Annotated in this window: 18 protein-coding genes; 2 read left to right on the forward strand and 16 right to left on the reverse strand. The window is 52.8% G+C overall.

Annotation, left to right across the window (positions count from 1 at the left end; all coding sequences use genetic code 11):
- Window positions 1–31: 31 nt before the first annotated feature.
- Genes I2H39_RS02620 through allE form a run of 5 tightly spaced genes read right to left on the reverse strand, consistent with a single transcriptional unit; the run spans window position 32 to window position 7,517 of the window.
- On the reverse strand, window positions 32–1,645 hold the full coding sequence (locus I2H39_RS02620; RefSeq protein WP_138306173.1) for an L-lactate permease: 1,614 nt from the start codon (window positions 1,643–1,645) through the stop codon (window positions 32–34).
- A 14-nt stretch (window positions 1,646–1,659) separates the two neighbouring features.
- Entirely contained in the window at window positions 1,660–2,595 is a 936-nt protein-coding gene (gene arcC / locus I2H39_RS02625) for a carbamate kinase (RefSeq protein WP_138306172.1), read from the reverse strand.
- Window positions 2,596–2,622: 27 nt separating this feature from the next.
- A complete protein-coding gene (gene fdrA, locus I2H39_RS02630) occupies window positions 2,623–5,631 on the reverse strand; it encodes a DUF1116 domain-containing protein (RefSeq protein WP_195625737.1) in 3,009 nt (1,002 codons plus the stop codon).
- Window positions 5,632–5,646: 15 nt separating this feature from the next.
- A complete protein-coding gene (allD, locus tag I2H39_RS02635) occupies window positions 5,647–6,699 on the reverse strand; it encodes an ureidoglycolate dehydrogenase (protein ID WP_195625738.1) in 1,053 nt (350 codons plus the stop codon).
- A 29-nt stretch (window positions 6,700–6,728) separates the two neighbouring features.
- A complete protein-coding gene (gene allE, locus I2H39_RS02640; RefSeq protein ID WP_195625739.1) occupies window positions 6,729–7,517 on the reverse strand; it encodes a (S)-ureidoglycine aminohydrolase in 789 nt (262 codons plus the stop codon).
- Window positions 7,518–7,744: 227 nt separating this feature from the next.
- Between allE and I2H39_RS02645 the strand changes: the two genes are divergently transcribed.
- Window positions 7,745–8,614 (forward strand): alpha/beta hydrolase, encoded by an 870-nt coding sequence (locus I2H39_RS02645; RefSeq protein WP_195625740.1) that lies wholly within the window; start codon window positions 7,745–7,747, stop codon window positions 8,612–8,614.
- On the opposite strand, the gene I2H39_RS02650 is transcribed toward I2H39_RS02645, so the two are convergent.
- The 4 genes from I2H39_RS02650 to allB (I2H39_RS02665) are packed head-to-tail and all read right to left on the reverse strand — an operon-like array spanning window position 8,589 to window position 14,182.
- The gene (locus I2H39_RS02650) at window positions 8,589–9,953 is read right to left on the reverse strand and encodes an NCS1 family transporter (RefSeq protein ID WP_207746746.1); all 1,365 of its coding nucleotides are present in this window, start codon (window positions 9,951–9,953) and stop codon (window positions 8,589–8,591) included. The genes I2H39_RS02645 and I2H39_RS02650 overlap by 26 nt on opposite strands.
- Window positions 9,954–9,990: 37 nt before the next feature.
- Window positions 9,991–11,364 (reverse strand): allantoinase AllB, encoded by a 1,374-nt coding sequence (gene allB / locus I2H39_RS02655; protein WP_195625741.1) that lies wholly within the window; start codon window positions 11,362–11,364, stop codon window positions 9,991–9,993.
- Window positions 11,365–11,380: 16 nt separating this feature from the next.
- Window positions 11,381–12,742 carry an NCS1 family transporter gene (locus I2H39_RS02660; protein WP_195625742.1) on the reverse strand — a complete coding sequence of 454 codons (1,362 nt, stop codon included), beginning with the start codon at window positions 12,740–12,742 and terminating at the stop codon, window positions 11,381–11,383.
- Between the two features lie 30 nt (window positions 12,743–12,772).
- A complete protein-coding gene (allB, locus tag I2H39_RS02665) occupies window positions 12,773–14,182 on the reverse strand; it encodes an allantoinase AllB (RefSeq protein WP_195625743.1) in 1,410 nt (469 codons plus the stop codon).
- A 311-nt stretch (window positions 14,183–14,493) separates the two neighbouring features.
- On the opposite strand from allB (I2H39_RS02665), the gene I2H39_RS02670 reads away from it, so the two are divergent.
- Entirely contained in the window at window positions 14,494–15,375 is an 882-nt protein-coding gene (locus I2H39_RS02670) for a DUF2877 domain-containing protein (protein ID WP_195625744.1), read from the forward strand.
- Window positions 15,376–15,397: 22 nt separating this feature from the next.
- Here I2H39_RS02670 and I2H39_RS02675 read toward each other — a convergent pair whose 3' ends face one another.
- The 7 genes from I2H39_RS02675 to pfkA all read right to left on the reverse strand — a co-directional run bounded on the left by I2H39_RS02675 (window position 15,398) and on the right by pfkA (window position 21,489).
- Window positions 15,398–15,988: an ATP-dependent Clp protease proteolytic subunit gene (locus I2H39_RS02675; protein WP_138306163.1), complete on the reverse strand. Its 591-nt coding sequence runs from the start codon at window positions 15,986–15,988 to the stop codon at window positions 15,398–15,400.
- Entirely contained in the window at window positions 15,985–16,407 is a 423-nt protein-coding gene (locus I2H39_RS02680; protein ID WP_195625745.1) for an AraC family transcriptional regulator, read from the reverse strand. The genes I2H39_RS02675 and I2H39_RS02680 overlap by 4 nt, the downstream gene beginning before the upstream one ends.
- Window positions 16,408–16,561: 154 nt before the next feature.
- Complete coding sequence (gene lysS, locus I2H39_RS02685) at window positions 16,562–18,502, reverse strand: lysine--tRNA ligase (RefSeq protein ID WP_195625746.1); 1,941 nt, start codon at window positions 18,500–18,502, stop codon at window positions 16,562–16,564.
- Window positions 18,503–18,526: 24 nt separating this feature from the next.
- Window positions 18,527–19,009, reverse strand: coding sequence for a transcription elongation factor GreA (gene greA, locus I2H39_RS02690; protein WP_002574940.1), 483 nt, complete (start codon window positions 19,007–19,009; stop codon window positions 18,527–18,529).
- 105 nt (window positions 19,010–19,114) lie between these two features.
- Window positions 19,115–20,080: a tRNA dihydrouridine synthase DusB gene (dusB, locus tag I2H39_RS02695; RefSeq protein WP_138306159.1), complete on the reverse strand. Its 966-nt coding sequence runs from the start codon at window positions 20,078–20,080 to the stop codon at window positions 19,115–19,117.
- Window positions 20,081–20,431, reverse strand: a complete 351-nt coding sequence (locus I2H39_RS02700) for a DUF6145 family protein (protein ID WP_002587783.1) — start codon at window positions 20,429–20,431, stop codon at window positions 20,081–20,083. It lies immediately after the preceding gene.
- Window positions 20,432–20,514: 83 nt separating this feature from the next.
- Complete coding sequence (gene pfkA, locus I2H39_RS02705) at window positions 20,515–21,489, reverse strand: 6-phosphofructokinase (RefSeq protein ID WP_138306158.1); 975 nt, start codon at window positions 21,487–21,489, stop codon at window positions 20,515–20,517.
- Window positions 21,490–21,516 lie beyond the last annotated feature (27 nt).

The raw sequence follows: 21,516 nt of genomic DNA on the forward strand, positions 1-21,516 counted from the left end.
ATCCTCTCTTTCCCCCTGTGCTGCCTGCGTGTCATGAGACAGCCACTGTCAGAAACACAATTATACCGATTGCCAGCGTCATAATGGTGGTGAAGGGAATGATTCTCTTCAGCACCTGTCCCTCGCTGCCCAGGATCCCCGCCGTGGTGGTCCCCAGGATGATATTGCTGGGGCTGATGGCGCTTCCGATGGAACCGCCCGCTGTCTGTGCTCCCAGGATTGGCGCCTGGTTCAGATGAAGCAGGCCGGCAGTGGTTACCTGGAATTCCCCGAAGAGAATATTGGATGACATATTGCTTCCGGTCATGAAGGACCCCACCATTCCCACCAGGGGAGCCAATATGACGTAGGTCTTGCCAAGAACCCTTGCAATTCCGTCCGCCAGCACGCTGGTCTGCCCGGTTCCTCCCATGATTTTGGACATGATGACCAGACCGATGATGGCGATTCCCGAAGGCATGGACATGGTTACGGAGCGCACAAACACACGCTTAACCCCTCCCGGCCGAATCCATCCGTGCCTTCCAAAATATACCAGTCCCGCAATAGATGACAGGAACAGGAACATGCTTGCATGGGTGAAGGGCCGCAAAGGCGAAAAAAGTTCCGATGCCTGGTTCACAAATCCATACCCGGTGGATGTCTCCGGAAAGGAAAATCCAATGGACACCTGGTTCAGCAGATGATTCACCGGAGGTACCACCAGCACCACCATGGTGACCGCGGTCAGCAGGATATAGGGCACAAAGGCCTGCACCAGCGTCATGTCGGCCGGCGCCCCGTCCGATGTCCCGGCCGCGTTCCTGCGGTCCATCAGCCGGCTGTCTTCCACGCTCCACTCCTGCCTGTACATCTTCATCCTGCCTATCAGGAACAGGGCCACCAGGGATACGCAGGCCGGAAGAAAGCAGGCAATGGTTGTATTAACCCTGGTCAGAAGCAGTTCTCCCCCGCCCTGAATCAGGGACAGGATGAGAAGGGCTGGAAGCCCTTTCTTTACAGCCTTTCCTTTTCCGTAAAACCAGCAAATCACCAGGCCAATCACCACATTCCACATCCAGATGAACACCCCTGCCCAGAAGGCTGCCGCCAGATAATCCGGTGTTCCGGGCACAAGTCCCGTGGACATGGCAAGGGCATCCCAGGCAGCTGCCAGGGTTCCGAAGGTATTACCCCACGCCTGCCCCAATAAAGGTATGATGACCGCAAATACAGGGACCACGCCGATGCCCATGAGCAGGGGCGCTCCCACTGCCACCGGTACACCGAAGCCTGTGATTCCCTGGAGAAAGCTCTCCAGTATCCATCCCAGGGCCAGAACCATCAGAAGTTCGTTGGGCAGAAGCTTTCTCATCCCGTTGCGGATTACAAGAAAGGCACGGGCCTCATCCGCCACCTGGTACAGAAGAATGGCAGTCCATACAATCAGAAGGATAATCAGCGCGCTCCATATGCCTTTTGCGCTCTCGGCTGCCAGCAGCCTGATATCCGCTTTATAGAATACAATGCCGGTAACAATCGTGATGGCCAGTCCCACGGGGGCTGCTTCCGTAGCCCCCCACTGGAACCGGATCATTAACAGCAGCAGGACAATGATTGGCAGACATGCCATTATCCACATAAACAGATTTGTTGGTATGTTCATAATTTATCTCCCGCCTACTTATGTATTACTGTTCCTGTCCTTCCGGCAATTCCCTCCGCCGCCTTATCAAGCAGGGTTATCAGGGTACGCCTGCCTTCGCCTGACTGGGCAAAGCGGATGGCTGCCTCGATTTTTGGAAGCATGGACCCCTTGGCGAACTGTTCCTGGGCAATGTATTCCATTGCCTGGGCCACCGTAAGGTCGCTGAGCCACTCCTGGTTCTCCCTTCCGAAATTGATGGCCACCTTTTCCACGGCCGTCAGGATGATGAGGTAATCAGCCTCCAGCTCCGCTGCCAGCAGGCTGCTGGCATTGTCCTTGTCAATGACTGCGTTGACGCCTGAGAGCTTTCCGTTGTCATTGACCACCGGAATCCCTCCTCCTCCGCAGGTTATGACAATGTGGCCGGCATCCACCAGCGTCTCTATGGTTTTCAGCTCCCGGATTTTCATGGGCATGGGGGAAGCCACTGCAATGCGGTAGCCCCTTCCCGCGTCTTCCATGCAGGGAATCCCGTTTTCCATGTTCTTCTTTGCCTCTTCCTCAGTCAGGAACCGGCCGATTGGCTTGGTGGGATTGCGGAACGCTTCATCCTCCGGGTCCACCTCCACCTGGGACAGAATGGTGGATACCTTTACATCCATGTTTCTCTTGTACAGCTCGTATTTAATGGCATTCTGCAGGTCAATTCCGATATACCCCTGGCTCATGGCCACGCATGTAGGCAGCGGCGTTTCCTTATAATCCTCATAGCTGCAGGCCAGCCGGTCCATGGCATTCTGAATCATCCCCACCTGGGGACCGTTGCCATGGGTGATAATCAGGTCCATGCCCTGCTGCACCAGGTCCACGATTACCTCAGCCGTCTTTGCCACTGCCTGCTTCTGTTCTTCTATATCCCTGCCCAGGGCGTTGCCGCCCAGAGCAATCACAACCCGTTTTTTATCCATAAGCCCTCTCCCTTATTTAGTCCTGACTCAGTCCAAAGAAAACCCCAATTTCTTTGCATATGCCGCAACAGCCTTTTCAAAGCAGGCCACCGGCGGGTGCACGGTGCCGGCTCCTATCTGGCCGTAGCCGGCCACCTTGTGGGCAATCCCAGTGTTGATAACCGGTGTAATGCCTTTTTCCACCACCAGCCTGGCATCGATTCCAAGGCAGGTCCCCTGGAAATTCCAGTTAGGTATAATGAAGTTGGGATTCCTGTCAATGGTTATCTCCGTCATCTCTGTGCTGGTGCGCAGCGCGTCCTCGTACCCGCCGGCTCCCACAAACCTGGTAACGGCCGGGGCGGCAATCATGGCCATTCCGCCTACGCCGAAGGTTTCCGTGATGGCGCTGTCTCCCATATCAGGACAGGCGTCCTCCCCGTCATACCCGGTAAAGTAAAGTCCCTGGGGCGTGTTGACCGGAGCCGTGAACCACTCATCCCCCATGCCGCTGATACGGATACCGAATTCCACGCCGTTCCTGCACATGGCGGTGACAATGGTGCCGTCCGTAATCTGTCTTGCCGCGTCCATAACAGCCTTGCCTGTGGCCATCATGATATTTAAGAAGAACTGGTCTGTGTCGGCCAGGAATTTTATGACGTCATAGCGGTCCTTCTCATCCATATCCATCCTGGTGATTACCGGGCTCACCTCTTTCAGGAAGGCCAGGGAAGCCGCAATGTTCCTCTGATGGAATTCATCTCCCATGGCAATTGCCTTGGCCACAAGGGGATTCACATTCAATCCTCCCATGGAACGGATGGCCTTTCCAAGGGTTGGTCCCAGCACGTCCCGCATCCACAGCAGACGGTCAACCACTTCTTTGGAATAGGCTCCGAATCTCAGCACCTTTCCTATGCCCTCGTTCATGGTGCAGTAAGCCTCATTGCCGTGGGTCTGGTTCTCAACCACAAACACAGGCATGTTGGCGGAGGTAATACCGCCCATGGGGCCCACGGCCTTTACATGGTGGCAGGGAATAAAGGTCACTTCCCCGGATGCAAGCAGCTTTCTTGCCTCCTCCTCCGTGCCGGCCCATCCCTCAAAGAGGACTGCCCCCACGCAGGAGCCCTGTACCGGGTCCGGCATGTTTTCAAACCGGATGGGCGGCCCTGCATGGAGAATCACCTTGCCGTCATTCAGCTCCCGAATCACTGACCTGGCCGGCACCACATCCTTAATTACCGGCTGGCTGGCCACCACCCTGGCGATAACCGAGCGGTTGGCCTGGTCGATATCCGTCTCAGGACAGCTTCTAAGGAAATTCAGCATTTTTATAAGCTCCACATTGCCGCCTGCCGGAGGCGCCCAGTCATACTGAACCACGTCGCATCCAAAGTGTTCAATGACCTCAGCAAAGCTCTTAAGGCCCACATTGATGACCCTTGGCTTCTGAGACAAAAGCTCCAGCAGTTTCCCGGACGCCTCTGTCTTCTCAATCCCGGCCACTTTCCTGGGACGGACAGCCTTTTCCGGCTCGTCAAAATCCAGGCCAATGGCGCGGACAGCCGTATGTACAGCCAGCTTATTGTTTTCGCACACAATGACGCCCGCTTCCTTCAGCGTATCCACAGCCTTGTCATAGCCCTGGAAGTCCCTTCTTGTTCCGCAGACAGTTGCCACGAAGAACAGCTTCCGTCCTTCTTCCTTTGCCCTATCCCGCAGACGGGTGATTGCCGGAAGAAGGGCTCCCGCCATATCCTCATGGGAACCGTAGCCCAGCATGATATCCAGAAGAATCACGCCTGTGGACGGGTCGTCGATGGCTTCCTGCATGCACTCAATGCGTTTGGCAGGGTCAATCATGGGGTGCGGCTTGCCCTGGGTGTATACATCGTCTCCCAAATCCACCACAATATGTCCGTCCGTCTTCAGCATAAAGCCTTCCGCCTTCTGGGGCGGCACCTTAAGGTTCAGGGCATCCTTAATCAGCATGGCTGCTTCCCCTGCCAGGGTGCCTCCTGAGTAATAGGCCTTGATAGTTTTCTTTTCCTCTGCCTTAAAGAAGCAGGAGCTGTCCGTCTCCACGGTTCCTTCCCCGATTTCCTGTCCCCTCACCAGTCCCACAGCCAGACGGGCCGCTTCATCCAGGGTATAGGCATGGTAGAAGTTTTCCTCATGGTACTCCGGCTTTTCACCCAGGAACAGGGTGACCACCGGCTTCTTAAAGCTGCTCAGGCGGTCGGAAATCCGGTCCCGCACCGCCTTTGCAGGCGGCTTGGATATGATAATCAGCACCTTTACGCTGTCATCCTGCTCCATGGCCTCAATCATATCCATCATGGTGATTCCGCCCACCTCAGTGGACAGGTCCCTTCCTCCGGTGCCAATGGCGTTTTTTACGCCCTCGCCCAGACGGTCTATAATCGTGGTCAGCTCCTGGATGCCGGTTCCCGACGCACCGATGATTCCGATGGGCCCCGGAGCCACATGGTTGGTAAATGCAATGGGAACGCCCTGGATGATGCCTGTGCCGCAGTCCGGCCCCATAACCGCCAGACCTTTTTCATGGGCCTTCTTTTTTAACTGAATCTCATCCTCCAGCGTCACATTGTCGCTGAACATAAACACGTTCATGCCCTCGTCCAATGCCCGGTCCGCCTCCAGCGCAGCGTAAGCGCCTGGTATGGAGATAACCGCAAGATTGGCATCCGCAAGCCTGCCCAGAGCCTTTTCCCAGGACCGCACTGCCTCTGCTCCCTTTTTATCCGACTCTGCAGTGGACTGCTTCTTGAAGAAGGCTTCCACTTCCTCCATGATTCCGTCCAGCAGTCCCTCGTCCTCCACATCGGCAACCACCACCATATCATTGGCTGATGCCTCCTCCAGCTCGCCGGTGCTGAGACCGCTCTGTCTGTATATGTCTTTATTGGCAGGCGTCGCCATCATGATGGAAACCTTCTTTACACCTTCTATGGCGGAAATCTGGTTGGTCAAAAGCATGAGGACAACAGAATCATGGTAACTCCCCTTTTTTACTATGGTTTTTAACATACGCTTCCCTTCTCCTTATTCGGCAAACCTGTTTTTGTGGTCGTACTTGTCAAAGTGTATATCATCGCTCTTCAGATACTCATAAATCTCATCCACAATCTCCACGCCGCCTGTGGCATAGGCTTTATCCCGCCTCATGACAGCGCGTTCTCCCGGATAGTAGACCTTTCCAAAGCCCTGGGCGGCCGGCATTTCTCCCAGCTCGTCAAGGGACTGGGACATGGACGCTTTAAACGCATCCAGGCCCACAAACCTGGACGGGTCCATGACAATGAACATCTGTCCCAGTTCCCTGCCCTTGGACAGGTCATGGTACATGGAGCTTACGTGCTTGCCGAAGGGAACCCCCAGGAGCACGCCGCAGAAGATGTCTACCATCATCATAAGCCCGTATCCCTTGGCGCCCTCAATGGGAACCAGGGCATTCACAAGGTTGGGGTCCGTAACCGGCCGGCCTTTCTCATCCACTGCCCAGGTATCCGGAATGGCTTCATGCCGGGAACGTTTATCCAGTATCTTGCCCCATGCCTGGACCGTGGTTGCCATATCAAAGACAACGGTCCTGTCGTCCGCCGTTGGAGCTGCAAAGGAGATTGGATTGGTTCCGTAATAAGGCTCTGTCCCTCCGTAGGGCACCGCCATTGGGTCTGACTGGCAGAATGCAATGGCCACCATGTTTTTCCTGGCTGCCATCTCCGTATAGTAGCCAATGGAACCGCTGTGGGATATATTGCGGATGCCCACCACGGCAACCCCTGTCTTTCCAGCCATCTCTATGGCTTTTTCCATGGCCAGGACCGATGCCACATACCCGCAGCCATTGTCCCCTTCAAAGACAGCGGAGCACGGCCCGGTCTCCTTCCATTCAAATTTGGGCTCAACCGTAATTCCGCCCTTGGCTATCCTCTCAGCGTAATACTCCACCCGCACGGCGCCGTGGGAGTGATAGCCCCTTTCATCAGACCAGGTAAGAATCTCTGCCGTCTTATCCGCATGGTCTTCCTTAAGCCCTGCCTGCATCAGTTTATTTTTCATTAACCCCTTTAATTCATCATGGGAAAGCTTCATATCTACACCCCGTTTATTTTCATTTTTCTTTACAGCTGTACGTCTCTGTTGCAATCCTTGGAGTAAATGTACGCAAAATCCTCTTCGCGTCCCACTGCGTAGCATGCCTGGGGGCAGTATGCATCTAGGAACATGTAATCTCCTGCTTTTACCGGCACCCAGTCGCTGTCGGCCCTGTACATGCCCTTGCCTGACAGGAAATACATTCCGTGCTCCTGAATATGAGTCTCGATATAGCCGTGGGATGCGCCCAGCTTGAATTTCAGGATGTGCATGTTCATGTCAAACCCGAAGTTGCCTGCTGCGGGAAGGAAATCCTTGATGTGGCAGTTCTCCATGCCCTCATACTCCACCCATGGAAGGTCATTGGCATTTCCCACCACGGTAAATGCACTGTACCCTTCGATTCTCTCGTATCTGCGCTTGTATACATACAGCTTTGCTTCCTTGCCGCTCTTGTTATCAAAGGAAACCTTGTTGCTCTCCGGTGAGTAGATGTAACCGCCCTGGGTGAGGACTGCTTCCTTGTCTTCGTTCTTCACAGTCACTTCGCCGGACAGCACATAGAGGAATGTCTCCAGACCCTCGCCGCCGATTCCTGTGTTTTTTCCATTTTCCTTTACCGTAACCAGGTAATCCGCAAAGGTGGCTCCCATGGCCGGGGAGCCCAGAATGGTGACATCGCAGTTCTCATAACCGGGAATGCTGTTCTTAACCAGCCCGTCCGGCTCCAGCAGCACATAATTTTCCTTCTTGATTACGGAACGTGTTGTCAATAATTCCTCGCGGTATCCTATCTGTTCATTTAAATAACTCATTTCTACTTCCTCGCTTTCATTCTTTTTGGGCCGTTTCGGTCAGCTTTTTTATAATTACATTATTGCAAAACAGCCTCTTTATTTCAATTATCTAATTAGGCAAATCTTCCTATGATTTTTATCCATTTTATACCCTATTGCTAAATTTTTAACGCCCCTCTTTTTTGAGGTTCCGTGCTATAATATCTTTAGTTAAATTCAACTGTTGCCGAAAGGAGAAAACCATTATGCCGGAAAAGAAAGAGATAAGCCTGGACCATCCTTCTTATCCAAAGTATGCAACTATATATTCGGAAAGGGGCACGGAGGCAAAGGCCTCTGTCCTTTATTTCCACGGAGGCGGTCTGCTGTACGGACACCGGGAGGATTTGCCGGACCTCCACATCCGGACCCTGACCCATGCAGGATATATCATTATTTCCTACGATTATCCCCTTGCCCCCGCCGCAAAGCTGGATACCATAATAGGTGATGTATGTTCCTCCATCACCCATTACATCAATAATCCCGAACTGTACTGCGGCCAAAAGCTGCCCTTCTTCCTGTGGGGCCGGTCCGCCGGGGCATATCTCTGCCTTCTGGCCGCTGCCCGGGGAAACCTTCCCCAGGCTCCTGCGGGAATCCTCTCCTATTACGGATACGGATTCCTGTGTGATAACTGGTTTCAGACGCCCAGCGAATATTACAGGTCCCTTCCGGCTGTGGATGCCTCCTGCCTGGAACAGACAGGAGGCGTCCCTCACACCGCCGGAGCCCTGGACACCCACTACAGCATCTATGTATATGCAAGACAGACAGGCGCCTGGCGTTCCCTTCTGTATGAAGGCCGGGAAAAATATTTCTATCTGGACTACACCCTGCGCGCCTGCACTGCACTGCCCTGTCCTCTTTTCTGCGCCCACAGTACGGGGGACACCGATGTGCCTTATGCAGAATTCCTGGAACTGTCAAACCGTTTCCATCCGCGGCAGTTCATTGCCTCCTGCGGCAGCCACGACTTTGACCGGGATGAGGGCAGCCCCTTTACGAAGCAGCTGCTGGATGAGACTCTGGCATTCCTGCATTCGAACATCAGCTCTCCCGGCTCTGGAAAATAGTCCCTGTACAAAAGGGCTTTGCGCTCTTCATGGTCTTCATCAGGAAGTAATATACCAGTCCTGTGGGAAGGAGACTCACATACCAGGACAGCTGGACTATGACCAGAGAGCAGAGGGAGCCGATGATGATGGCAATGATGGCCGCCCAGTTGACTCCCTTAAACACGCCCTGTTTGTCATACATTTGATTGATGTCCAGCTTCTTCCTCCGGAGAATATAGTAATCCACCGCCATCACTGCAAAGATGGGCCCCAGGAACGCGGAGTAAAACTGGGTAAACAGGCTCAAACCTGCGGCGGAATCATCGGTTACCAGCTTCCACGGCATACAGCAGGCGGAAAGTATTCCCACCAGTACAGTGGCGTGGGACCATTTCATGTGGAATGACTCCATCAGCACATAGGATGGGGGAACAATGTTGTTCAGCACGTTGGTGGTAACCTGGGCAAATGCGATAAACAGCAGTGTCACCACAGTGAGGAACTTGCTTCCCATGGTTGTTGAGAACACCACAACCGGGTCGCTGTTGCCGGTTGCCGCTGTCACAAGAAGGCCGATAAGTCCCATGAACAGCGTTACAGGCAGAATGGCTATGGTGTAGATGCTTCCGGTAAAGGCGGGCCCCACTTTTTCCTGCAGGTTGCGGGAATAATCGGATGCATTGATAATCATGGTGGAATAGATTCCCAGGAAGGAGGTGGTGGCTGCCCAGAAAGGCATGCCCCAGGTCCCCTTGATTCCGGAAAATACATCGTCAATCTCAGTTGCAAACTGTGTCCTGACCACATACAGCATGTAGGCCAGAATAGCAATGATAAAGACACAGGAAATATTTTCCAGCCACTTGATGCCTTCAAATCCTTTGATGGCCAGGGCAACCTGCAGCATGGTGAACAGGGCATAGACCAGGGGAAGGTTGCTGAATCCGAACAGGATGCTCAGACAGCTGTTGATGGCTCCTGCTCCCACCCAGCTCTGGAACCCGAACCAGATAATGGCGGGAATGCCTCTCAGCAGTCCGGGCACCTTGACCCCGGTGGTGCCAAAACTGCTTCTGAGCTGTACGGTATAGGGAATGCCGTATTTATGTCCGCAGTTGCCGATAACCACCAGCGCAACCGCAATGACCAGACATCCGATAACCATGGCCAGAATGGCCTGACCCACTGTCAGTGCTCCAATCAGGCCGGCGCCCATGGAAAAGGTGCCGATGGACACGCACCCTCCCATAAAGCTGGCCGCATAGGAAACAGGCCCCATAATACGTTTTTTCGCAGGCTGAAGGTCCGGGTCCACATTCTTAACCAGTTCCGGATTCAGATTCATATTTTCTACCATATTGCTTATACCTCCTCCTTTTCCACATAACAGGAACTCACTGAAGTCTCCTGACCAGGGTTCCCACGCCTTTTTCTGCTGTAATCCTTCCGTCCTCAGCCACAAGATTGCCGCGGATAATGGTGCATACAGGCAGCCCCTTTCCCTTCATCCCCACAAACGCGGAAATCCTGTTTACGTAGAGAAGGGAATCACTTGTAATCTCCCACTCTTTTTCCGGGTCCAGAATCACCAGGTCCGCATCAAATCCAGGGCGTATATCCCCCTTTCTGCCGTATATGCCAAATGCTTTGGCCGGGTTCAGGGCCATGGCCCTTGCAAGCACAGCCGGACTCAGTCCCCGCTTTGCGCAGCCCTCGCTGAAGGCAACCTGGAATCCGCTCTGGATACCGCTGATGCCTCCCCAGACATCAAATACATTCTCAATCTTATTGCCCAGAATCTCCTTGAATTTTTCATCATAGGAGCAGGGCGAGTGGTCGCTGGCTATGCCGCTGAAGGTTCCGTCCTCCACATAGGCCCACAGGCGGTCCACGTCCTCCCTGGAGCGCAGGGGAGGCGCGCATTTAAACAGGGGACCCTTTTCCAGCACATCCCGGTCCGTAAGGCTCAGATAATGGGAGCATGTCTCCGCCGTCACATCATAGCCCTCCTGCTGGGCCTCCTTTATCTTCTGCGCCACATCAGGGCTGCTCACATGGCAGATATGTAATTTGCATCCGGTTGCTTTGGCCAGTTCAATCATATCCACGGTTGCAACCATCTCCGCAATCACCGGCCTGGAATCCAGAAATCCCTGCCAGTCCATGCACCCTTCCCGTTTCATCCTGGCCTCCTGCCATTTAATCATGGAAAAATCTTCGCAGTGAAAGCCGGCGCGGCCTCCGAATTGTTTGATTCGCTCCATGGCTTCATAGGCCTGCCCGTAGCTTAAGGAGCTGTAATCCGGCGACACAGGCCCTATGAATGACTTAAAGGCAACGCAGCCCTTCTCATGGAGTCCTTCCAGTTCGTCAAAATTATCAGGCACCAGACCGCCCCAGAAGCAGTAGTCCGCATACGCATTGCAGTCCACCTTTTCCACCTTCCGGTCAAAAATCTCCGCATTTGTCATGGCCGGCTCATTCTGCAGAGGCATGTCGATAACCGTGGTGTAACCGCCCACCGCAGCAGCGGCAGTGCCGTGTTCGTAATCCTCCCTCCACTCATAGCCCGGGTCGTTGAGATGGGCGTGGGTGTCAATGGCTCCCGGAAATACATAGTTTCCTTTTGCGTCCACTACCCTTGCCGCCTCCGGCTCCTGGTCCGCAGCGAGTATGGCTGCAATCCTGCCGTCCTTTACACCGATATTCCCCTCCTCCACTGTCTCCGGGGTGACAATCCTTCCATTTTTCACTAACAAATCATACATAAGCTTTGCCTCCTGTTTACTTCTCCAAAGAAGTTCCTTTCCTGAAACGGCAGCAGGACGGCATGTGCTTCATGCATAGATAGTACACCAGTCCCGTGGGTATGGTTGCCGTGAAAAAGGAAACATCCACATTGATAAGTCCAATGACCGCGCCCACTGCTGTTGCTATGATGGCAGCCCAGTTAATGCCTGCATGTTCTCCATTGTCAACGTAGAGGTCATCCAGCGCCTCCCCTTCCATCCGGCCCCTGTGCAGGATATAATAATCCGTAATCAGCACAGCGAAAATCGGGCCGAAGAAAGCGGTATAAATTTTAACGAACAAATCCAGCCCTGCCGCGGAACTGTCATTGGTCAGAATCCAGGGACAGGTGCATACGGCCAGGATACCCACCAGGATAACGGCTGTCCTGTGCTTCATCTTAAACGCATCCATAAATGCATAGGCCGGCGGCACCACGTTGCTGGCCAGGTTGGTTGTCATCTGGGCAAACAGGATGAATCCAAGGGTTGCCACCAGCAGGACCTTATTGTGCACCATCTGGGAAAAGGCATTGATGGGATTCGCTATCCCTGTTGCGGTGGAAGCCATTGCGCCGATAAGCCCCAGAAGAACCGTGGTGGGAACCATGGCGATAAAGTAGGCAACGCCGCGTTTCCCCACGGAATAGCCGCCTTTCAGCTCCCTGGAATAGTCTCCCGCATTGAGCATGACCGTGGTGCTGTTGCCGAAGAATGCAATGATGGCAGCTACAAATGGCATTCCCCAGGACCCCTTTCTGCTGACCAGCTTATCGCCAATCACGCCGCCGTACTGGGTCACGCACACAAACAGCATGTAGAGCATGGCGCTGACAATAACCACGCCCCCGATATTCTCCACCCATTTAATTCCATGAAACCCCTTTACGGATAATATTATCTGTATCACCTGGAACAGCAGGAAGTACAGCACCACATTGTCATATCCGAATATGGCAATGGATATCTGGTTGATGGCGGAGCCGCCCAGCCAGGTCTGGAAGCCATACCACACAATAGCCGGAAGCCCACGAATCATCACAGGCACAATGTTTCCCTTTGTACCGTATGCGCTCTTAAGCTGGACCGCATAGGGCGCGCCTGATTTGTAGCTGAAACGGTCATTTGCACAGATGCCGATAACCAGTATGGTGGAACCAATCAGCACTGCCATAAATACCTGCATCAGGTTCAGCCCCTTGTCTAACTGGGCGGAACCCATGGTCAGCGTGCCGATGGAGATACATCCTCCCAGCCACAGCATCAGGTAGGACCCCCACCCCATGATGCGGTCCTTGTCCTGAATCGGCGCCAATGAATCTGATTGCTGTTTTACCTCATTCTTTACATCACTCATAATGTCACCCTTTACTTTCTTCTCCCTTTGTTAACAGCCCTGTACCGGAGTCACGTATTTTCCATAGCCTGAAGCGTCTTCCCTGAAGGTTCCCCCGGCCGCAACCGTCCGGCCGCGGATGATGGTGCACACAGGAGCGCCTTTCCCTTCCAGACCGTCGAAGCAGGACACATGCCCCTTGGTCAGCAGCTCTCTCTGATTGCATTTCCAGGCCTTCTCCGGGTCAACAATAACAATATCCCCGTCAAATCCCAGCTCAAAGGCCCCCTTACGGCCGTAAAGGCCGAATACCCTGGCCGGATTGTAATCCATCACCCTGGCAATCAGGGTGGGGCTTAAGCCCTTCCGGTTCACCACCATGTCAAACATCATGGGCAGGAAAAACTGAATGGAATTAAGGCCGCCCCATGCATGCCAGATATCCTTTGTGGCATTGTCCTTTTCCTCATCCGCAGCCGGCGAGTGGTCGCTGCCCACGCAGGACAGGGTGCCGTCCAGAACATAATCCCACAGCCGCTCCATGTCCTCCTTCCTGCGCATGGGCGGCGTGCACTTGGCCGGAGCGCCCTTCTCAAAGACAAAGTCCTCTGTAAACCCAAGATAGTGGGGACAGGTCTCAGCCGTAATGGGGAGCCCTTCATGGATGGCATCCTTAACCGCCTGCGCCACCATGGGATGGCTCACATGGCAGATATGCACCCTTCCCCCTGTGGCCCTGGCCATATCAATGACATTTTTGGTGGCAACATACTCGGTCCAGACATCATGGGCATCCAGGAAATCCCTGATTTTTTCTTCCCTTGTCCTTCCGGTTCTGGCCTTGGCCTCCTTTTCACGCTCCAGAACCTGGCCGAACTCCTCACAGTGGAAGCCGCACAGGGCTCCGTATGGTTTTAGGATTTCCAGCGCCTTTCTCACATTTCCCATGTTTACAGTGGGGAACAAATCGCCGTTGGGACAGGTAAATCCCTTAAATGCAGCCACGCCGCAGCGATGTAAATCCACCAGGTCGGCCATGTTGTTCTTCACCGAACCGGGCTGGCTGTCATAGTCACCCACAATACCTCCCCACAGGGCAAAATCCACATAGGAGTGCTTGCTGATGCGTCCCATCTTCAGGTCAAATATCTCCTTGTTCATCAAAGACGGTTCATTGTTCAGAGGCATGTCTATCAGGCAGGTGCAGCCCGCTGCTGCCGCTGCCCTGGAGCCGGTTTCAAAATCTTCCCTGTATTCAAATCCCGGTTCATTTAAATGGGCATGACAGTCAATGATTCCCGGGTATACGTAGCATCCCTTTGCATCAACCACTTCCTTTGCCTCCGTCTTTTCCCCCGGTGCAAGAAACGCGGAATAGACTCCGTCTTTCACTGCAATATCAGCTTCATAAATCCTGTCGGGGGTTACCAGCCTTCCGTTTGTTACCACTAAATCGTACATTTTACCCTCCTTACAAACTGTAAACCGTTGACCGTTTCAATACTTACGTTGTATTTTATTTGATACACAGTCATAAAACAATGACGAGAAAACGGGGAAAAATCCTATTTTTTTGTCTACCATGTATAAAAATTTCATATTTTGAAATTTGTTTTTGTGTTTTTTATAATAATCTGGTAAAATCTATTGTTGAGGCATTGTTACAAATGCATTAAACAACAAAAATAGCGTTTCCGCCATGGAGCGGAAACGCCATTATGTTAAAACCATTCTATTTTATTGTATATCTATTTAACACTGGGAGAAACCTGATGAGCCATGCAGTCACAGCCATTACCACATACGTGGAACAGCAATTGAGCCTGTATCCTTCCTGGACCGTCCACTCGGTCTACAAAAAAACAGTAAATATCCGGTCCGGAGAACAGCTTTTGGCTCTCCAGGCAGCCTCTTCGCCCATGTCCCCCATCAGCATGATAACGGACATGGATGCACAATGCTTTGAGGAGCTTCCTGTTCAGCCGGGGCAGCCGGTGTCCTTTAGCGACAGCCGGCTTCTCATATCCTCACCGGAACGCCCTGTAACCTTTCTGTACCGGCCCGGAAAAGTCCTCTGCACCCAATTAACCTCCCCTCCCGGGGAATTTCCCTGCAGAGAGCTTCTCACGCGGGTCCGCCAGGCCGTCGCCGGTTCACAGGCAGGCATATTCCGGCTGCTGTTCAGCGATGTCCGGGACGGCGGCGGGATAAAGGCAGGGGAAGAAGGCCGCCTCATTCTGACTGCGGCCCAAAACCATATCCGCCAATGCAGCATATGCCTGGAACAGGACATGTACCAGGCAGCGGCCCAAAACCTGGCAGGGCTTATAGGACTTGGAATAGGGCTTACGCCAAGCGGAGATGATTTTTTATGCGGAGTCCTGGCGGGACTCATCTATTGCGGAGAGGAAAACCATCCCTTTGCCCTGTGTCTTTGCCAAGAGATAGCAGCCCGCCGGTTTGACACCAATGATATCAGCCGCGCTTTTTTGGACTGCTCCGTACAGCGTCACTTCAGTCCGGCTGTCAGCAGCCTGATTGGCCTTCCTTCTTCCGAAACAATTCTGAACGTATTTTCGGGCATCGGGCATTCCTCCGGTATCGACACCTTATGCGGGATTGCATATGGGCTTTCCATGGGGAACTGCATATAGGCCGCAGCCGCCTGTGCATGTATTACCGCCTTGTAAGGACAGAATCAATCAGGCCGTACTCCAACGCCTCACTGGCGCTCATGAAATTATCCCGTTCCGTATCCCTGGCGATTTCTTCCACGGAACGGCCTGTATTGGCCGCCAGGACCCGGTTCAGGCGCTGCCTGCTTTTCTGCATATAATCCGACATGATTTTGATGTCGCTGGCAGGGCCCTGGATTCCATTTCCATGGATGGCCGGCTGGTGTATCATGATTTCAGAATTAGGAAGGGCCATGCGCTTTCCATGGGTTCCGCCTGCCAGCAAAAAGGCCCCGAAGCTGGCTGCCAGCCCAAGGCAGATGGTTGACACATCGCATTTAATATACTGCATGGTGTCATAAACAGCCCAGCCCGCTGTCACGGAACCTCCCGGACTGTTGATATACAGCTGTATATCCTTGTCCGGGTCAGCGGATTCCAGAAACAGCATCTGGGCTATTATCAGGCTGGCCGACGTGTCATTCACATCCTCCCCCAGAAAAATAATCCGGTCCGACAGAAGCCTGGAATATATGTCATAGCTTCTCTCTCCTCTTCCCGTCTGTTCAATTACATAAGGTATGGTGCTCACGCCGCAATCCTCCCCAATAATTTTCCATACATTCCGGATACAAAAAAACAGGATATATTATGCATCTGTATCCGTTTCTTGGCAGGCACATGGATTCCCCGCTTTCTGTAGGTTCCCGGAGGACACCCATATACCTGCTTAAAAGCAAGGGAAAATGCCTGCTGGGACTGGTATCCCGCATCATAAGAAATCTGTGCAATGTCCATATCCGTATCCACCAGCTTCTCTGCCGCCAGGGTAAGCCTGCGCTCCTGCACATATTTATAAATCGTGCACCCGGTTTCTTCCATGAACATCCGGTTCAGATGGAACCTGGAATAACCTGCATGCTCTGCTATCTGCTCCAGGTTCAGTTCCTCCTTTAGATGTCCCTCAATATAATCAAGAACCTTTCCCACTATATCCTTTTGTTGTTTCATTATGCCACCTCCTGGTCTGGTTCATTTTATTATAGCAGGAGAAATCCGGGTTGTCTTAATAAAAAGTGCGTTTATGCTGCCTTTTTCCGTCAAAAAACCGGGGCAGGATTTTTAACTCCCGCCCCGGTCATTATCTGAAAACCATAGATTCAATTTAATACAGCTTTGCTCCCGCAGGAATCCTGTCATCCACCATCAGAAGATGCAGACGTTCCTGGCCCTCTTCATGATGAACCGCAGAAATCAGCATACCGCAGGAATCAATGCCCATCATTGGACGGGGAGGCAGGTTCGTAATAGCGATGGCTGTCTTTCCCACCAGTTCCTCGGGCTCATAATACTCATGGATTCCGCTTAAAATCACACGGTCCTCACCGCTTCCGTCGTCCAGCACAAACTTGAGAAGCTTCTTGCTCTTTGGCACTGCCGAGCACTCTTTTACCTTCACAGCCCTGTAGTCGGACTTTGCAAAGGTCTCAAAATCCACAAAATCCTTAAACAGTGGCTCTATCTCTACCTTTGAAAAATCAATATCCTTCACCGGCTCCACGGCCTGCGCAGCAGGTGCAGCCGCCTTTCCTTCCTTCTTGGAAGCATCGGAACCGCCCAGCGTCTTCATCGTGGGGAACAGCAGAACGTCCCTGATTGCCGGTGAATCCGTCAGCAGCATGACCATACGGTCAATACCGAATCCGATTCCTCCCGTAGGAGGCATACCTACCTCCAGGGCATTTAAGAAGTCCTCGTCCGTATGGTTGGCTTCCTCGTCCCCCTGGGCCAGAAGCTCTTCCTGGGCTTTGAACCGTTCTCTCTGGTCAATGGGGTCATTGATTTCAGAGTAAGCGTTTGCCATCTCCCAGCCGTTCATAAAGAACTCAAAGCGCTCCACATAATCCGGGTTGCCCGGCTTTTTCTTGGTCAGCGGGGAAATCTCCACCGGATGGTCCAGAACAAAGGTGGGCTGAACCAGGTGCTCCTCTGCAAACTCCTCAAAGAACAGGTTCAGGATATCGCCCTTCTTATGGCGTCCCTCGAACTCCACACCCTTTTCCTTGGCAGCGGCCCTTGCCTCCTCCAGGGTATGAATCTGGTCAAAATCAACTCCGGCATACTTCTTAACCGCATCCACCATGGTGATGCGGGCAAAGGGCTTGCCTAAATCCATCTCCACGCCCTTATAAGTAATGGTGGTGGTACCCAGTACCTCCTGAGCCACAAAACGGTACAGCTTCTCGGTCAGGTCCATCATCCCGTTGTAATCCGTATAAGCCTGATACAGCTCCATCAGGGTGAATTCCGGGTTATGTCTGGTGTCCAGACCTTCGTTGCGGAACACACGCCCAATCTCATATACCCTTTCAAGCCCGCCCACAATCAGCCTCTTCAGATAAAGCTCCAGGGATATGCGGAGCTTTAAATCCTCGTCCAGGGCATTGAAGTGAGTCTCGAACGGCCTGGCGGCAGCGCCGCCTGCATTGGATACCAGCATAGGGGTCTCCACTTCCATAAAGCCCTGGCCGCCCAGATATTTCCGGATGGCTGCCAGAATCCTGGAACGCTTGATAAAGGTATCCTTTACCTCCGCATTCATGATTAAGTCCACGTAGCGCTGGCGGTAACGCATATCCGTATCCGTCAGGCCATGGAACTTCTCAGGAAGCACCTGGAGGCTCTTGGAAAGAAGGGTTACCTCCGTTGCATGAATGGATATCTCGCCTGTCTTGGTGGTAAAAGCAGTTCCCTTTACGCCCACGATATCGCCGATATCCATTTTCTTGAAATCCTTGTAAGGCTCCTCACCCACGCTGTCCCTGGCCACATAGACCTGGATGTTGCCTTTTAAATCCTGTACATTACAGAAAGAAGCCTTGCCCATGACGCGTTTGAACATCATACGGCCTGCAATGGCTGCTTCCTTCCCCTCCCACTGCTCATAGTTATCCTTGATATCCATGCTGTGGGCAGTCACATCATATTTTGTAATCTGGAAAGGGTCCTTTCCAGCTGCCTGAAGCTCCGCCAGCTTATCCCTGCGCGCCTTCAGCACATGATTCAAATCTGTATCTGCCTGATTAACCTTCTGCTGTTCTCCCACGTCCTTAGCTCCTTTGTGTCAGATTTATGAAACCCTCTGGATTTCCAGCACCTTATACTGGATATCCCCTGCCTGGGTTTCCACGTCTACGCAGTCACCCACTACCTTGCCAATCAGGGCGCGGCCTACCGGTGACTCGTTGCTTATCTTATTCTGCAGGCTGTTGGCCTCAGTGGAACCAACGATATAGAACTCCATCTCCTCGTCATACTCCACATCCAGAAGCTTTACCTTACACCCGATATTAATCTTATCCAGGTCGATTTCATCCTCTACCACGACCTCTGCATTCTTAAGAAGCTTCTCCAGTTCCTCGATACGCAGTTCAATGTCCCTCTGCTCATCCTTGGCCGCATCATACTCTGCATTCTCGGACAAATCACCCTGCTCTCTTGCTTCCTTAATTTTCTGCGCAACTTCTTTTCTCTTGACAACTTTCAGATTCTGCAGTTCATCTTCGTACTGTTTGAGTCCGGCATATGTCAAAATATGTTTCTTATCTGCCATCTTACCCGCTTCCTTCCTTACATTCTTAATTTATGTTGATTTCACTTGAGTATCATTCTTAATGTCCACACATTCTGAGTATTATATAGGAAAATGTGTCCATTGTCAAGATTGGATTTTCCTGTCCAGAAGCTCTATGAATCCCTCCAATGTCTCCACCTGGTTGATTTCATTCCTGAGCGTTGCTGAGTGGGGCATTCCTTTTGTATACCAGGCCATATGGCCTCTCATCTCCCGCATGGCAACCCCCTCCCCCTTGAACCGGACCAGCATGCGCCCGTGCCTCAGAATCATGGCCTTTATCTCAGCCATGGACGGACCGGGCAGAACCTGGCCGGTATCCAGATAGTGGTTAATCCGGCCGAACAGCCAGGGATTTCCCTTGGCTCCCCTGGCCACCATGATGCCGTCGCACCCTGTCTCCTTAAGCATCCTTCCGGCGTCCTCCGGCGTAAAGATATCCCCGTTTCCGATAACAGGTATCCTTACAGCCTCCTTTACCCGGCGGATGATGTCCCAGTCCGCCTTTCCGGAGTAGTACTGCTCCCTGGTGCGCCCATGGACAGCCACCGCAGCAACGCCGCAGCTTTCCGCCATTTTCGCAAATTCCACTGCATTGACAGAGAGGTCGTTGAATCCCTTGCGGAACTTCACGGTCACAGGCTTTTTTACGGCCTTCACCATGGCAGTCAGCACCTCCTGGGCGCGCCTGGGATTTTTCATCAGAGCGGAGCCTTCGCCGTTGTTGACGATTTTCGGCACAGGGCACCCCATGTTTACATCAATATAATCATAGGGCCCTTCCTCCAGCCTGGCTGCAATCTCCGCCATAATATCCGGCTCCGACCCAAAGAGCTGCACTGCCGCCGGCCGCTCGGCCGGGTCTATCTGAAGCAGCTCCCTGGTATTCCTGTTGTTGTACAGTATCGCCTTTGCGCTGACCATCTCAGTCACCACGCATCCGGCTCCCTGTTCCCGGCACAGCACCCGGAAGGGCAGGTCCGTGACGCCTGCCATGGGCGCCAGTATTACATTATTCTCAAGAACCGTATTTCCAATCCTCAGTTTCATTTAATCTTCCCCGTCATCCTCTATATCTATGTCCTCGCCCAGGAAAAATGTCCTGTAATACAGTTCCAGCGCTTCCAGCATTTCTTTTTTCTCTTCCTGGTACTGCTTGATTTTAAGGACGCTTCCTATCTCGTCAAAGAGATAATCCGTTTCCTCTGAGGTCACCCTGAATTCCAGGTTTCCCTTTTCGTCAAATTCCATGGTCAGCACGCCGCCCACATCCTCTGTATAGAGCACGCACATGATTTGGAGCTCATCCCTTATGGACTGGGGCAGGGATTTAAAATCCTGGTTAAAATAATATTTCTGTTCATAGGAATTGGCTCCGCAGAGCACTGTCGTATCCTTCATCTCATCTCTCCACAAAAGTCCGCTGCCTGTGACAGGCGGCGGACTTTCCATTCTATCATTGTTTATGTTCTCACATTCCCGGATTAACGAATCAGCATCTTGGCTATCTCGTACTGCTCTTCCGGGATGTCCTTTGTCATGTTCAGGGCTTCCTGGATATCGAAATCCACAAACTCACCGTGCTTATAGGCTACCAGGCGGTTGCTCTTGCCTGCAGCCAGAAGCTCTGCTGCCTTGGCGCCCATGATGGAGGCGTATACCCTGTCCTTGCAGGTAGGCGTTCCGCCGCGCTGCATGTGGCCCAGGATGGTGGCCCTTGTCTCAATGCCCGTGGCAGCCTCAATACGCTTTGCCATGGAGCCGGAATGGCCGATTCCCTCTGCATTGATGATGATGTTATGTTTCTTGCCACGTCTGCGGTTGTCGATAATCCGGTTAATCAGGGCCTGCTCATTGCCGTCGTAGCGCTCCGGCAGAAGGATGTCCTCCGCACCGTTTCCGATGCCGCACCACAGTGCGATGTATCCGGCGTTGCGCCCCATAACCTCCACGATGCTGCACCGCTCATGGGATGTGGATGTATCACGAATCTTATCAATTGCTTCCATGGCCGTGTTGACAGCCGTATCAAAACCAATGGTGTAATCGGTACAGGCAATATCCAGGTCAATGGTTCCCGGAAGGCCGATTGTATTGATGCCCAGGGCGGACAGCTTTCCCGCGCCCCGGAAGGAACCGTCGCCTCCGATGACCACCATTCCGTCAATGCCATGCTTGCGGCAGATATCAGCGCCCTTCTGCTGGCCTTCCGCTGTGGTGAATTCCTTACATCTTGCCGTGTAAAGGATGGTACCGCCGCGGTTGATGATGTCAGACACGCTGGTGGACTCCATGTCCACGATTTCCTCCTCCAGCAGGCCTGCGTATCCACGCATGATGCCCTTTACCTTAAGGCCCTTATTGATAGCAGTCCTTACAACCGCGCGGATTGCCGCGTTCATTCCCGGCGCATCGCCTCCGCTGGTAAGTACTCCAATGGTTTTCACTGCCTTTGCCATAGCAATTTACCTCCTTGTATTAAGCAC

Source organism: Clostridium sp. 1001283B150225_161107_B6 (assembly GCF_015556325.1).
Lineage (GTDB): Bacteria > Bacillota > Clostridia > Lachnospirales > Lachnospiraceae > Enterocloster.

Coding starts and splice junctions, on each gene's coding strand:
- allB (WP_195625743.1), bottom strand. CDS start 14,182: ATGTACGATTTAGTGGTAACAAACGGAAGGCTGGTAACCCCCGACAGG.
- greA (WP_002574940.1), bottom strand. CDS start 19,009: ATGGCAGATAAGAAACATATTTTGACATATGCCGGACTCAAACAGTAC.
- I2H39_RS02620 (WP_138306173.1), bottom strand. CDS start 1,645: ATGAACATACCAACAAATCTGTTTATGTGGATAATGGCATGTCTGCCA.
- dusB (WP_138306159.1), bottom strand. CDS start 20,080: ATGAAACTGAGGATTGGAAATACGGTTCTTGAGAATAATGTAATACTG.
- I2H39_RS02700 (WP_002587783.1), bottom strand. CDS start 20,431: ATGAAGGATACGACAGTGCTCTGCGGAGCCAATTCCTATGAACAGAAA.
- I2H39_RS02650 (WP_207746746.1), bottom strand. CDS start 9,953: ATGGTAGAAAATATGAATCTGAATCCGGAACTGGTTAAGAATGTGGAC.
- I2H39_RS02670 (WP_195625744.1), top strand. CDS start 14,494: ATGAGCCATGCAGTCACAGCCATTACCACATACGTGGAACAGCAATTG.
- allE (WP_195625739.1), bottom strand. CDS start 7,517: ATGAGTTATTTAAATGAACAGATAGGATACCGCGAGGAATTATTGACA.
- allD (WP_195625738.1), bottom strand. CDS start 6,699: ATGAAGCTTTCCCATGATGAATTAAAGGGGTTAATGAAAAATAAACTG.
- fdrA (WP_195625737.1), bottom strand. CDS start 5,631: ATGTTAAAAACCATAGTAAAAAAGGGGAGTTACCATGATTCTGTTGTC.
- I2H39_RS02660 (WP_195625742.1), bottom strand. CDS start 12,742: ATGAGTGATGTAAAGAATGAGGTAAAACAGCAATCAGATTCATTGGCG.
- allB (WP_195625741.1), bottom strand. CDS start 11,364: ATGTATGATTTGTTAGTGAAAAATGGAAGGATTGTCACCCCGGAGACA.
- pfkA (WP_138306158.1), bottom strand. CDS start 21,489: ATGGCAAAGGCAGTGAAAACCATTGGAGTACTTACCAGCGGAGGCGAT.
- I2H39_RS02680 (WP_195625745.1), bottom strand. CDS start 16,407: ATGAAACAACAAAAGGATATAGTGGGAAAGGTTCTTGATTATATTGAG.
- I2H39_RS02645 (WP_195625740.1), top strand. CDS start 7,745: ATGCCGGAAAAGAAAGAGATAAGCCTGGACCATCCTTCTTATCCAAAG.
- arcC (WP_138306172.1), bottom strand. CDS start 2,595: ATGGATAAAAAACGGGTTGTGATTGCTCTGGGCGGCAACGCCCTGGGC.